This window comes from Egibacteraceae bacterium (assembly GCA_040905805.1).
Taxonomy (GTDB): Bacteria; Actinomycetota; Nitriliruptoria; order Euzebyales; family Egibacteraceae; genus DATLGH01.
This window is the reverse complement of sequence record JBBDQS010000015.1, coordinates 154-11957: the sequence shown is the minus strand read 5'-3', so window position 1 is coordinate 11957 and position 11804 is coordinate 154. Positions and strand designations below refer to the sequence as shown.

Sequence of the window (11804 nt, the reverse complement as noted above, 5' to 3'; positions counted from 1 at the left end):
ACACCCCCGCGGCGTCGGTGCGCCGCGACCAGATGGGCTCGTTCCTGGCCCGGGTCCTCAACCGTGGCATGGACGACGGCCACGTCACCCACCCCAGCAGCTGACCGCCGACCGGGAGCCGCCCGCCCGCCCTCCTGCTAGGAGCGGGGCCCCTCGATGACCTCGAGCGACGAGTCGTGCAGGCGCAGCGGCTCGCCGGTGAACGACCGCAGGGCCGCCACCGTCTCGGCAACGGTGGCGGTGACCTGCCACAGGTCGCCGAGGTCGTCGGCGGAGAAGCGCTCGTCGACCATGCGCCGCAGCTGCTCCAGGAGCGGGTCCCAGTAACCGCGTGCGTCCAGCACCACGATCGGACGCGTGTGGTAGCCGAGCTGCTTCAGGGTGATGATCTCGACGAGCTCCTCCAGGGTGCCGATGCCGCCGGGCAGCACGATGAACGCGTCGCTGCGCTCGTCCATGAGGGCCTTGCGCTGGCGCATGGTGTCGGTGCGCAGCAGCTCGGTGACCTCGTGGAGGGCGAACTCGCGGTCGGCGAGGCGGTGGGGGATCACCCCGGTCACGTGCGCGCCGGCGGCCAGCGCGGCGCGGGCCACCTCGCCCATGAGCCCGGCGCTGCCGCCGCCGTAGACGAGCCCCCAGCCCTCGGCGGCCAGGGCGCGGCCGAGCTCGGCGGCCACCGCCCGGTACTCGGGGGCCACGCGCTCGCTGGACGCGCAGTAGACGCAGACGGTCCTTATGGGGGCACTCATCGGGTCGATGGTAGCCGGGCCTCACCGCTCGCCGAACGGGAGCCGGGCCTCACCGCTCGCCGAACGGGAGGCCCAGGCGCCGTCCCGCGGCGAGCAGCCCGGGGTCCAGGCGCACCTCGCCGGTGGCGACCCACCACAGGCGCGCCACGTCGTCGGCCTCGCCGGGCAGCGCGGCGAGCCACGCCAGGGTGGCGGCGGCCTGCTCCGCGTGGCCGTCGCACCAGGCCTGCGTGCCGAGCGCGGTGGCGCAGGCCCGGCCGAGGGCGGCCCACGCCACCGGCCCGCACGTGGGCACCAGCCGCGCCTCCGCGCCGCAGCGGTCGCACTCGCCGGCGTCGACGGCCCGGGGCCCGCACTCGGTCGCGTCCAGCCAGGGGTGGCGCGCGCGCAGCACCTGCCGGAGCGCGGGCTTGTCGATAGGGTGCATGGCGAGCCCACGATAGGCGCGCGCCGGCGTGGAGATCCCAGTAGGAGCAGCCATGGAGTCACACGAGTTCATCGACCTTCTGCAGGACCGGCTCCAGACGTCGCGCGACGTCGCGGAGCGGGCGGCGCGGGCGACCCTGGAGACCCTCGGCCAGCGCCTGCCGACCGGGGAGGCCGAGGATCTCGCGGCGCAGCTGCCCCCGCCCCTGGCCGCCTACCTGCAACAGGTTGCCGCGCAGGACGAGGAGTTCCCCGTCGACGAGTTCTACGAGCGCGTCGCCGAGCTCGGCGACCTCGCGCCCGAGGAGGCCGCCGACCAGGCCCGGGCGGTGCTCGAGGTGCTCGACGATGCGGTGTCCTCCGGCCAGATCCGGGACCTGGTGAGTGGGCTGCCCGCCGACTACGGCGACCTGATCGCCCAGACCAGCGCCGAGTAGCGCGCCGGCGGGCCCCCCCGAGGGGTGAGCGGGGCGCTGACGGGGCACACCTCGGGCCAGGAGGTGAGCACCCATGGGACAGAAGGACCACGGGTCGTCGATCAAGGACGACGAGCAGTACGAGGCGCTGCGCGACGAGGGCATGAGCAAGGAGAAGGCCGCCCGCATCGCCAACACGGACCGCTCCACGGCCGGGCGAAGCGGCGGGCGGTCCGAGCGGTACGAGGACTGGACCGTCGACGACCTGCGCGACCGCGCGCAGGAGATCGGCATCGACGGTCGCTCGACGATGGACAAGGACGAGCTGATCGACGCGCTGCGCAACCACTGACGCGCGCGGCCGGCGGCGCCGGTGCGCTGCGGCGTGCGCTGCGGCGTGCGCTCCGGCGGTGCGCTCCGGCGGTGCGCTCCGGCGGTGCGCTCCGGCGGTGCGCTCCGGTCAGGTGAGCGGCTGGGTCGGGCGATCCAGGTCGGTGGCGAGGTGGCCGGTGTCGTTGAACCGGCGCAGGGTCCAGTGGGCCGGCGCGCCCGCCGCGCCGGCGTCAGGCGACCCGCCCGTGTCGGGGTGGTGGGCTGACACGCGAATCGCCGGAGCGTGCGGAGGCGATGCTCTGCTGTGCGGGGTGTGGCGGTCGTGCAGCGACCGCCCTGGAGGTGCTGACACCACGAGGTGGGTCAGCGAGCCGTTGTCCGCCCCCACGAACGCGAAGGGCCGTCCGCCGGTCGCCAGCCCGACCACCATCCCGATGACCCCGCCGTGGGTGTACACCACGACGCGTTGGTCGGGGTGGGCGGCGGCGATGCGGGTGATGCCCGCCCGCACCCGCGCCGCGAAGGCCTCCCCGGACTCCGCGCCCGGGATCACCTCCCAGCGCTCCTCAGCGAACAGCTGCCGGGCGATCGGGTGACCCTCGGCCACCCGGGCGCGGAACGTGGCGCCCTCCCACTCGCCGAGGTGGACCTCCCGCAGCTCCGGCACGACCCGGGGCTCCAGGCCGAGCCGAGCGGCCAGCGGCGCAGCCGTCTGCGCCGTCCGGCGCAGCGGGGTGACGTAGATCGCCGCGACGTCCTCGCCGACGAGGCGGTCGGCGACGCGCGCGCCCTCCGTGTGCCCGCGCGGGTCAAGCGGCGGGTCGGCCTGGCCGTCGACGGTGTCGAACGGCTCGCCGAGCCGGGCGGGCTGCGACTCGCCGTGGCGCACCAGCAGCAGGTCCGCGGCGCCGGGCGGCAGCCGGAAGCGGTGCTGGCGGTACTCGACCGGGGCGTGGGGGTCGGCCATGGCTCCCTACCGTACGGCGCACCGGGCCCGCGGAGGCTCGTGCGCGCGATCCGTGGGTCAGCCCGCTGCCTGTGGCCGGGCCACGTCCCCGGCCGCGGCGCCGGGCCAGAGCACCACCTGAGAAGCGGTCGCATGGCCAGGCCACTTCCCCGGCCGCGGCGCCAGGCCAGAGCACCACCTGAGAAGCGGTCGCATGGCCAGGCCACGTCCCCGGCCGCGGCGAGGTGCTCGGGCGAACCCACGGATCGTCGAGAAGACCGCCACGGGACCGTTCCCGGCGTGAGGACGGGGAGGAGGGCGGCCGGGCCGGGCCGGGCGTGGCCACGTGCGGCCTGGCAGACTGCGGCGCATGCCGGGGGACACCGAGGAGCCCTTCGCGGGCTGGGCGCGCGATCCCGACCTGGCGGCAGCGGGGGCCGCCTATCGCGCCGAGCGGCGCGCGGAGGCCGCCGCCTACGAGGAGCTGGCGGCCCGCGACCGCCTGCGCGGGCGCGACCTGGCGGACGTGGCCGCCGAGGCACTGGCACGCGGCGACGTGGTGGCGGTGGCGCTCGCCGGGCGCATCTTCACCGGGACCGTGACCCACGCGGCCGGCGACCTCGCCTGCCTGCACACGACGGTCGGCGACGACGTGGACGTGCACCTGGCCGGGCTCGTGGCCGTGCGGGTCGTGCAGGCCGTGCGCGCCGGCGGGGCCAGCCGGGGACCGGGCCCGGCGAGCTTCGCCGCCCGGCTCGGCGAGCACGAGGCGGCCGGCACCGTGCTGGAGGTCGGCGCCCGCGTCCCCGAGGGGGGCCTCGTCGGGCGCATCCAGGCCGTGGCCGTCGACCACGTGGTGATCACCGACCGCGAAGGCGGCGCGTGGTTCGTGGCGCGGGGTGCCCTCGACTACGTGCTGCCGCGGCCCTCCTGAGCCGGGTGGTGCACCGGCTGCTCCCGGAGCCAATCGAGCACCTCGTCCTTGAAGTACCGGAACGTGCGCCCACCGGGCAGCCGGTGCGCCGGTAGCACGCCCTGGCGCGACAAACTACCCGCCTTCGTCGGGCCGCACCGCTATGGAACCTGGACGACGGGCCCGTTGCCGCCCGACCTTGTATTCCTCCAGCCAGGTTCGAGAGCTGAGCCACAGCTTGCCCTCGCGGACGGCGCGGAGCCGCCCGTTCGCAGCGAGGGTGCGCAGGTACCCGGGGGAATACTGGCTCTCCGCAGCGAGAGCTCCCAACGGAATCAAGCGGACATCGCCCGCCAGCCTGGGAATGAGGAGCTTCGTGATGTTGGTCTCCACGGCCCTCGCGATGAGCTCCGCGAGCATCCCGCTGTTGCCGTCGTCGGCGCGGGCGAGGGCACGCAGGTACCGCTCCCTTTCAGTGGCATCGAAGACGGCCGGCGGGTAACCCCGTTGCAAGAGCATGAAGTTCATCAGCAGGCGACCGGCCCGACCGTTCCCATCTGCGAACGGGTGGATGCGCTCGAACCATGCATGCAGGTCGGCCAGGTGGTAGAGCCAATGCTCATGGTCCCCTTCAGCCCCGGTGGCCTCCATCCAGTCGGCGAGCACGCCGTCGATGGCGATGGGAGGGGGGGTCTGGACCGTGCTGCCGGCGATCTTGGCTCCTCGACGCCGCCACTGGCCCGGCTGGGTCCCGTCGTCCGGAGGGGAGAGCCTCCACGCAAGGCTCTGCAACTCGGTGTGAACCGTCCTGATCGCCGAGACGGGAACCCCCTCCCCGGGAGGATGGTCCGGTGCATGCTGGTACACCCAGCGCGCCGCTGAGGCGTAGCCGCGCACCTCCAGCGTGTCGCTGAGCCTTCCGCTGGCGTGGTCGGTCTCCAACAGATGCTCGACCTGCTTGCGGCTCAGGGCGTTGCCCTCCAGGGCCGAGGAGTGGTACGTGTCCTCGATCCAGATCTCACGCAGGATTTCGTCGGCCTCGACTGCGCGAGGAAGTCCGCCGTAGTCGGCGTGCATAAGACCGGTGTGCTCGTCCAAGCGAGCGATGACATCGGCAGTGGAGGGGCGCGGCATCGAAGAACCACATCCATGTGATGCGCGAGACAAGGAACTCAAACGCAAGTTGGACCGCTTAACCTGCGCAAGTCCACCTTCGAATTGTAGCGCAGGATAGCCCCCGTGGACGTCACGGGGGGAGGCGGGGCTGACGCGCTGGGCGAGGTGCGATCGACTACGTGCTGCCGCGGCCCTCCTGAGCCGGGTGGTGCACCGGCTGCTCCCGGAGCCAATCGAGCACCTCGTCCTTGAAGTACCGGAACGTGCGCCCACCGGGCAGCCGGTGCGCCGGTAGCACACCCTGGCGCGACAACTTGCGCACGTAGTCGATGTTCAGGCTCAGCAGTCGGGCGACCTGGCCGGCGTCCAGCACGGGGGGCAGGTCGGCCCCGTCGACTTGGTCGGCCATAGACGTGCTCTCCGATCACACCCCGAATCGGGGGCTCTGGCAGCGTTGAGATGATCTTAGCAGGTCAGAGACGTGCTGATGTGGCCACGGCGCGTCTTTGTCAAGTCCTCGACACGGGAGCGTGCCACCACGATGTAATACGGACCAAGAGGTTTCTGGTGCGACATGATACCCACAGACGAGGAGAGAAACCCCTTGATCGGATTCGCGGGCTGTGCCTAGGTTTTCGACAGGCGTCCGCACCACTCCCGGGTGCGGCGCATGATCTCACGGGGGGTGCGGGGTGGCCAGTGCGGACCGGTCGGGTACGCCCACGATCATCGCGGATGCCGACCCGGGCGGGGCTCCGAACGGCGTGGTACCCGGCGCGCCGGCCCCGCGCCGGCGGGTCGGCAGCCGCCTGTCTACGGGCCACGTGGTGATGGTGGTGGCGGCGCTGCTCGCCGCGCTCCTCAACTTCAGCGCGCTGCGGGCCCGCGACGACACGGTGCGCATCGCGGTGGCCGCCCACGAGGTGCCCGCCGGCGCGCCGATCGCGGTCGGCGCGGTGCGCTTCATGGACGCGCGCCTGGACGAGGACGTGGTGGCGACGCTGCTCTCCCCCGAGCGGGCGCGCGAGGTGGCCGGGTGGATCGCCACCCACCCGATCGCCCCCGGCGAGCCGATCCGCGCCAGCGACCTGCGGGCCCCCGCGGCTCCCGAGGCCCAGCGGGCGATGAGCCTGCCGATCGATCCCGCGCACGCGGTGGCCGGCGCGCTGCGCAGCGGCGACCGCATCGACGTCATCGCCGTGCGCGACGGGGCGGCTGACTACCTCGTCACGGATGCTGCGGTGCTCGCGGTGTCCGGTGGGGGGGAGCGCGGCGGCCTGGGGGGCGCGCAGCGCTACAGCGTCACGCTGGCCGTCGACGAGGAGACCGCCCTGCGCCTGGCCACCGCCCTGCGCACCGGCGAGCTCGACGTCGTGCGGTCCACCGGCTCCAGCGCGGTGCAGCCCGCACCCGGGGGGGCGGCCGCACCCGACGGCGAGACCACGGGTGACGGGACTGGCGCACCCGACGGCGAGACCGCGGGCGACGGGACTGGCGCACCCGACGGCGAGACCGCGGGCGACGGGACTGGCGCACCCGACGGCGAGACCACGCCCGACACCGGCGCCGCGGCGGGGGAGGACCGGCCGTGACCGGCGAGCCGGAGATCGCGCTGGCGGCCTCGCCGCGGGACTGGGCGCAGCGCCTGCACCGCCATCTCGCCGATCACGGCGGCGCCCGGGTGCGGGCGACGGTGCTGCATCCCCATGACGCGCTGGCCGAGACCTACGCCGTGCTCGTCGTGGACGACACGACCTCGTTCCTGTCCCATCGCCTGCTCGACGAGCTGCGGCGCACGGGCCGCCGCGTCCTGGGGGGGGTGGGCCCCCCCCCCCCCCCCACGACCCGCGCGGCAAGGGCGAGCTGATCCAGCTCGGCGTCGACCTGGCGCTGCCGGGCAGTGCCACCACCGCCGAGTTCCTGGACGCGGTCACCGCCCTGGCCGCCGACGCGGGACCCCGCGCGTCCCTGGCCGGCGACCCCGCCCCCGCCCCGCCGCCCGGCGAGGCCCCGCGGGGCGCCATCACGGTGGTGGGCGGCCCGCCCGGGGGCTGCGGGGCGAGCGAGGTGGCCGTGGCGCTGGCCGCCACGGTCGGGGGGCGCGGGGAGGCGTGCGTGCTGGTCGACGCCGACGAGGTCGCGCCGAGCCTGGCCCAGCGGCTCGGTCTGCCCACCTACCCCAACCTGCGGGTGGCGGTGGACGCGGCCGAGGGGGCCGCGGATGACCTGGGGGCCGCCCTGACCGCCGTGGACGCCGGACGGTTCTGGGCGCTGCCCGGCCAGGGCCGCGCGGGCGACTGGTCCCAGACCCGTCCCGGGGACGTGGTCGCGGTCGCCCAGGCGCTGGCCCGCCCGGGGGTGCACGTGCTGGTCGACGTCGCCCATCGCGTCGAGGACCGCGAGGGCACCGGCGGGCCGCCGCGCTTCGCCGCGACGCGCGCGCTGCTGGCCGCGGCGGACACGGTCGTCGGCGTCGGCGTCGCCAGCCCGGTGGGCGTGGCGCGGCTGCTCGACTGGGTGGCCGCCGTGCAGCCCCTGACCGGCCACGCACCGCTGCACCTGGTCTGCAACCGGGCGCCCGCCAGCCGCTACAAGCGCGAGGAGGTCGCGGCAGAGCTGCGCCGCAACGTGACCGCGACGACGCTGACGTTCCTGCCCGCGGACCGACGCGTGGAGGCCGCGGCGTGGGCCTGCGCGCTCGTGGCGCCGGGACCGTTCAGCCGCGCCGTCGGGGAGTTCACCGCGACGGCCGTCCCCGCCTTCCGGCCTCCCCCCGGCCGCCGGCGGGGCACAGGCCGGCGGGGCACAGGCCGGCGGGACACGGGCCGGCGGGGCGCAGGCCCGGGCGCAGGCCGGGGCTCGGCGGTGGCGCGGTGAGCACCGCCACGGCCAGCGGGGCCTACGACGGGCTGCGTCGCACGGTGCTGGCACGCATCGAGTCCGAGCGCCTCGACCCCGACACCGACCTGCCGGCCGTGCGCACCACCGTCGTGGACGCCGTGGAGGACTACCAGCGCCACGCCCACCTCGGCGAGGGCGCCGCCCTGCGCGACCCCGCCGACATGGTCGCCCGGCTGCTGCGCTCCATCACCGCGTTCGGGCCCCTCACCGACCTGCTGGCCCGCCCCGACGTCGAGGAGATCTTCCTCGAGGGCCCGCGCGTGTCCTACATCGACGGAACCGGCCGCCTGCAGGGCCTGGCCGCCCCCACGACCGAGGAGGAGAACCGCCAGGTCGTCGACCGGCTGCTGTCGACCACGCAGCGCACCCTCGACGCGCGCAGCCCCCTGGTGCAGGCGCGGGTGCTGAACGGGCGGGCCCGGCTCACCGCGGCGATCCCCCCGATCGGGGACGCGCTGTCGGCCACGATCCGCCGCCACACCCTGCGCCGCGACACGCTGGGGTCCCTGCTCGACCGCGGGTCGCTCACCCCGCCGGCGGCCGGCCTGCTGTGGGCGGCGATGCAGACCTCCACGAGCGTGCTGGTGTCGGGCCCGCCCGGCGCCGGCAAGACGTCGCTGCTGTCCGCGCTGATCGCGGCGGTGCCCTCCGACCACTGCGTGCGCTGCTGCGAGGAGATCCGCGAGCTGCACGTCCCCCTGACCCACGGCAGCTTCTACGAGGCCCGGCCGCCGGCGATGGACGGCAGCGGCGAGGTGACCTTGCGCGACCTCGTCAAGTTCGTCCTGGGCATGCGGCCCGACCACATCGTCGTGGGGGAGGTGCGGGGCGCGGAGGCGTTCGAGCTCACCCGTGCGGTCAACGCCGGGTGCGGGTTCGCGTGCACGGTGCACGCCAACTCGGCGCGCGACGCGCTGTCCGCGCTCGTGAACGCCGCGATCATGGCCGGTGAGAACGTCCCCGAGCCGGTCGTGCGGGCGGTGTTCGCCCAGGCGATCGACTTCGTGGTGCACCTGGACTTCGACGGTGGCGGGGGCGGTGCGGATCGTCCGTGGAGCCCCGAGGACGCGCTGGTCCCCGTGACCGGTCCGGCCGGCGGCGAGGGGGCGGTGGGCGCGCCCGGCCGAGACGGCGAACCCCGAACGGGCGGGCCGGGTAGCGGGCTTGATGGCGGGCCGGGCGGCGGCGCGGAGGGTGGGCTGCGGCGGCAGATCACCGAGATCGTGGCCGTCGTCCCGTCGCTGCACGACGACTTCTCGACCGATCCGGTCTTCGTCCGTGAGCGCGTCGGCGCCCCGCTGCGCTGGACCGGGGTGGTGCCGCCCGGGGCCGAGCTGCTGGAGCGCCACCTGCCAGCCGGCGTGTCACTGCGGGCCGTGCTCGAGGGCCGGAGCGTGGCGCTGTGAGGCTCGCGGCGGTGCTGGCCACCGGCGTCGCCGTCTACTTCGCCGCCGGCGTGGCGACCGGGTGCGCCCCGACCCTCGGCCGCGCGACCGCGCCCGGGCGGCGCAGCGGCCAGGCGCAGCTGTGGCTGACCCAGGCGGGGGTGGCGCTGACGCCCGTGCAGTTCTGGACGGGCTCGGGAGCACTGGCCGTCGCCGCCTTCGTGGTGCTGGCGGGCGCGACCGCGACGCCGGCGGTCGTCGCCGTGCCCGCGCTGGCGGTGGGCCTGGCACCCCGCGCCTACTTCGCCCGCCGGCGGGCCCGCCGCCTGCGCGAGGTGGCCGAGGCGTGGCCGGACGGCCTGCGCGACCTCGTCGCGGGGGTGTCGGCGGGCATGAGCCTGTCCCAGGGGCTGACCCGCCTGGCGGGATCGGGCCCACCGCCGCTGCAGCGGGCGTTCGGACGGTTCCCGGTGCTCGCCCGAATGCTCGGCGTCGTGCCGGCCCTGGAGGTGATCAAGGCCGAGCTCGCCGACCCGACCAGCGACCGCGTGATCGAGGTGCTGATCCTGGCCCACGAGCGCGGCGGGCGAATCGTCGGTGAGGTCCTGCGCGACCTGGCCGAGGCCACCGCCCACGACGTGCGTACCGGCGAGGAGATCGCCACCGCCGCCCTGGAGCAGAAGATCAACGCCCGCTCGGTGTTCGTGCTGCCGTGGCTGGTCCTGCTGACCCTGACCGCCCGCCCCGGGCACTTCCGGGACTTCTACCAGTCCGGCGGCGGGCTGGCGGTGGTCGGCCTGGCCGCGGTCCTGAGCCTGGTGGGCATGGTGGTGCTGGCCCGCCTGGACCGCGACCCCGTCGAGGAACGGGTGCTGGCGAGCACCGGAGACCTGCGGTGACCGGCGGCACGGGGCTGGCGGGGGTCCTGGCGGTGGTGGCGACCGCCACCGCCGCGGCGGCGCTGGCCGGCCTTGTGGTGCCGCCGACCCCGCGTCTGGCGCCCCGCGTGCGCCCCTACACGGTGGCGGCGCGCTCGAGCCTCGGGCGGGGCGCGGACGTGGGCGCCGTCGTCGAGCCGGGCGCGGCGCTGTCCGCGCGCACCCTGCGGCGCCTCGTCGGCCCGCCCGTGGAGACGCTCGCCCGGGCGCTCGGGCGGGTGGTGGACCAGGTCGGCGACGACGCGCTGCTGCTGCGCCTGCGCCAGGCCGGGCTCTGCCAGGACGTGCCCGAGGCGCGCCGGGCGCAGGAGTACCGCGTGCGCCAGCTCGGCAGCACGACGCTGGCCACGGTGGTGCTCGGCGGGGCGACGCTGCTGGCCGGGCAGTCCCCGGGCCGGGTGCTGCTCGCCGGGGTCGGGGGCTGCGTCTTCGGTGCCACCCGGTGGCGCGGGCGGGTCGACCGCGCGATCGAGGCGCGCCGGCTGCGCCTGCAGATCGAGCTCTACACGGTCAACCAGCTGCTCGCCATGCACGTGCGGGTCGGCGGCGGGGTCGTCCAGGCGATCAGCCGCGTGGTCGAGCGCGGCCGGGGCGAGGTGGTGGGCGAGCTCGCCGAGGTGCTCGCGGCGCACCGCAGCGGCCGGCCGGTCGCCGCCGCACTCGCGCACGCCGCCCGCGTCACCCCCGAGCCGCACGCCGCCCGCACCTACCACCTGCTGGCCGGCGGGGCCGAGTACGGGGCCGACCTGGCGCAGGGCCTGCGCACTCTGTCCGAGGACATCCGCGAGCAGCGCGCCGAGATGCTCAAGCGCGCCGCAACCCGGCGCCGGGCCGCGATGCTCGTGCCGATCATCGCCATCCTCGCCCCCGTGATGCTGCTGTTCGTCGCGGCGCCGCTGCCCTCGATCGTGTTCGGCGGACGGTGAGGTGCCGTCCGCACCACCCGGAAAGGAGCACCACCATGACCGTGTTCGTCCGCATCCTGGCCGCTCGCCTCGACGAGGGTGAGGAGGGTTTCTCGACCGCCGAGCTGCTCGGCAACGCCGCGCTCGGCATCGCCGCGCTGGTGGCCATCTGGGGGCTGCTGCAGCTGCTCGGCCTGGACGTCATCGACATGATCCGCGGGCAGATCCTGGGCGGTGACGCCGGCGCCTGAGCCTCACGGCCGTGACCCGACACGAGGGCGGGTTCATCACCGCCCAGTACATGGCGGTCGCCGGCTTCTCGCTGCTGTTCGTGGTGGCCCTCGTCAACCTCGTGGTCTTCCAGTACGGGCGCGGGGTGGTGCGCGCCGCCCTCGACGAGGGGGTGCGCGCCGGCGCCCGCGCCACCGCCGGCGTGGCCGAGTGCGAGGCGCGGGCCGGCGACGTGCTCGCCGACCTGCTCGGCGGCGCGATGGGCACCGGCGTGGCGCTGGCCTGCACCGACGAGGGCGACACCCTGCGGGCCACCGCCGACGTGGTGTTCGTCGGCTGGCTGCCGGCCGTGCCCGACTGGGCGTTCACCGTCGAGGCGGCGGCCGTGCGCGAGGCCGTCCCGTGAGCCCGCGTCCGCTGGGCCGGCGTCCGCTGGGCCGGCGTCCGCTGGGCCGGCGGTGCGTGCAGCGGCGCTCCCTGAGCCGGCGCCCCCTGAGCCGGCGCCCCCTGAGCCGGCGCCCCCTGAGCCGGCGCCCCCTGAGCCG

16 protein-coding genes are annotated in these 11804 nt (G+C 75.6%); 11 read left to right on the top strand and 5 right to left on the bottom strand.

From position 1 onward, the window contains the following. Nucleotides 1–137: 137 nt before the first annotated feature. Together WD250_02915 and WD250_02910 are read right to left on the bottom strand one after the other, a co-directional pair. Nucleotides 138–749: a TIGR00730 family Rossman fold protein gene (locus WD250_02915; protein ID MEX2619150.1), complete on the bottom strand. Its 612-nt coding sequence runs from the start codon at nucleotides 747–749 to the stop codon at nucleotides 138–140. Between the two features lie 49 nt (nucleotides 750–798). Further along, nucleotides 799–1176: a hypothetical protein gene (locus tag WD250_02910; protein ID MEX2619149.1), complete on the bottom strand. Its 378-nt coding sequence runs from the start codon at nucleotides 1174–1176 to the stop codon at nucleotides 799–801. A gap of 52 nt (nucleotides 1177–1228) precedes the next feature. Between WD250_02910 and WD250_02905 the strand changes: the two genes are divergently transcribed. Then, nucleotides 1229–1612 carry a DUF2267 domain-containing protein gene (locus WD250_02905; protein ID MEX2619148.1) on the top strand — a complete coding sequence of 128 codons (384 nt, stop codon included), beginning with the start codon at nucleotides 1229–1231 and terminating at the stop codon, nucleotides 1610–1612. Nucleotides 1613–1685: 73 nt separating this feature from the next. After that, nucleotides 1686–1943 (top strand): Rho termination factor, encoded by a 258-nt coding sequence (locus WD250_02900; GenBank protein ID MEX2619147.1) that lies wholly within the window; start codon nucleotides 1686–1688, stop codon nucleotides 1941–1943. Nucleotides 1944–2051: 108 nt separating this feature from the next. On the opposite strand, the gene WD250_02895 is transcribed toward WD250_02900, so the two are convergent. Then, nucleotides 2052–2891: a histidine phosphatase family protein gene (locus WD250_02895; GenBank protein ID MEX2619146.1), complete on the bottom strand. Its 840-nt coding sequence runs from the start codon at nucleotides 2889–2891 to the stop codon at nucleotides 2052–2054. A 349-nt stretch (nucleotides 2892–3240) separates the two neighbouring features. Between WD250_02895 and WD250_02890 the strand changes: the two genes are divergently transcribed. Beyond that, nucleotides 3241–3804, top strand: a complete 564-nt coding sequence (locus WD250_02890) for a hypothetical protein (GenBank protein MEX2619145.1) — start codon at nucleotides 3241–3243, stop codon at nucleotides 3802–3804. A gap of 114 nt (nucleotides 3805–3918) precedes the next feature. On the opposite strand, the gene WD250_02885 is transcribed toward WD250_02890, so the two are convergent. Together WD250_02885 and WD250_02880 are read right to left on the bottom strand one after the other, a co-directional pair. Continuing rightward, entirely contained in the window at nucleotides 3919–4881 is a 963-nt protein-coding gene (locus WD250_02885) for a Fic family protein (GenBank protein ID MEX2619144.1), read from the bottom strand. Between the two features lie 193 nt (nucleotides 4882–5074). After that, complete coding sequence (locus WD250_02880; protein MEX2619143.1) at nucleotides 5075–5308, bottom strand: helix-turn-helix domain-containing protein; 234 nt, start codon at nucleotides 5306–5308, stop codon at nucleotides 5075–5077. 421 nt (nucleotides 5309–5729) lie between these two features. Here WD250_02880 and cpaB point away from each other — a divergent pair, with 421 nt between their 5' ends. From cpaB to WD250_02840, 8 genes are all read left to right on the top strand, one after another. Next, entirely contained in the window at nucleotides 5730–6491 is a 762-nt protein-coding gene (gene cpaB, locus WD250_02875) for a Flp pilus assembly protein CpaB (GenBank protein MEX2619142.1), read from the top strand. Continuing rightward, nucleotides 6488–6766, top strand: coding sequence for a hypothetical protein (locus tag WD250_02870; GenBank protein ID MEX2619141.1), 279 nt, complete (start codon nucleotides 6488–6490; stop codon nucleotides 6764–6766). The genes cpaB and WD250_02870 overlap by 4 nt, the downstream gene beginning before the upstream one ends. A 200-nt stretch (nucleotides 6767–6966) precedes the next feature. After that, complete coding sequence (locus tag WD250_02865; GenBank protein MEX2619140.1) at nucleotides 6967–7776, top strand: hypothetical protein; 810 nt, start codon at nucleotides 6967–6969, stop codon at nucleotides 7774–7776. Then, the gene (locus WD250_02860) at nucleotides 7773–9206 is read left to right on the top strand and encodes an ATPase, T2SS/T4P/T4SS family (protein MEX2619139.1); all 1434 of its coding nucleotides are present in this window, start codon (nucleotides 7773–7775) and stop codon (nucleotides 9204–9206) included. Before WD250_02865 ends, WD250_02860 begins: the two co-directional genes overlap by 4 nt. Continuing rightward, the gene (locus tag WD250_02855) at nucleotides 9203–10084 is read left to right on the top strand and encodes a type II secretion system F family protein (protein MEX2619138.1); all 882 of its coding nucleotides are present in this window, start codon (nucleotides 9203–9205) and stop codon (nucleotides 10082–10084) included. Before WD250_02860 ends, WD250_02855 begins: the two co-directional genes overlap by 4 nt. Next, the gene (locus tag WD250_02850) at nucleotides 10081–11049 is read left to right on the top strand and encodes a type II secretion system F family protein (protein MEX2619137.1); all 969 of its coding nucleotides are present in this window, start codon (nucleotides 10081–10083) and stop codon (nucleotides 11047–11049) included. The genes WD250_02855 and WD250_02850 overlap by 4 nt, the downstream gene beginning before the upstream one ends. 35 nt (nucleotides 11050–11084) lie before the next feature. Beyond that, on the top strand, nucleotides 11085–11279 hold the full coding sequence (locus tag WD250_02845; protein ID MEX2619136.1) for a hypothetical protein: 195 nt from the start codon (nucleotides 11085–11087) through the stop codon (nucleotides 11277–11279). 11 nt (nucleotides 11280–11290) lie between these two features. Continuing rightward, entirely contained in the window at nucleotides 11291–11665 is a 375-nt protein-coding gene (locus WD250_02840) for a hypothetical protein (protein ID MEX2619135.1), read from the top strand. The last annotated feature ends 139 nt before the right edge of the window (nucleotides 11666–11804 follow it).

Bases quoted from the DNA above. Each gene is read 5' to 3' on its own strand.
- WD250_02915 (MEX2619150.1), bottom strand. From the start codon at position 749: ATGAGTGCCCCCATAAGGACCGTCTGCGTCTACTGCGCGTCCAGCGAG.
- WD250_02910 (MEX2619149.1), bottom strand. From the start codon at position 1,176: ATGCACCCTATCGACAAGCCCGCGCTCCGGCAGGTGCTGCGCGCGCGC.
- WD250_02905 (MEX2619148.1), top strand. From the start codon at position 1,229: ATGGAGTCACACGAGTTCATCGACCTTCTGCAGGACCGGCTCCAGACG.
- WD250_02900 (MEX2619147.1), top strand. From the start codon at position 1,686: ATGGGACAGAAGGACCACGGGTCGTCGATCAAGGACGACGAGCAGTAC.
- WD250_02895 (MEX2619146.1), bottom strand. From the start codon at position 2,891: ATGGCCGACCCCCACGCCCCGGTCGAGTACCGCCAGCACCGCTTCCGG.
- WD250_02890 (MEX2619145.1), top strand. From the start codon at position 3,241: ATGCCGGGGGACACCGAGGAGCCCTTCGCGGGCTGGGCGCGCGATCCC.
- WD250_02880 (MEX2619143.1), bottom strand. From the start codon at position 5,308: ATGGCCGACCAAGTCGACGGGGCCGACCTGCCCCCCGTGCTGGACGCC.
- cpaB (MEX2619142.1), top strand. From the start codon at position 5,730: ATGGTGGTGGCGGCGCTGCTCGCCGCGCTCCTCAACTTCAGCGCGCTG.
- WD250_02845 (MEX2619136.1), top strand. From the start codon at position 11,085: ATGACCGTGTTCGTCCGCATCCTGGCCGCTCGCCTCGACGAGGGTGAG.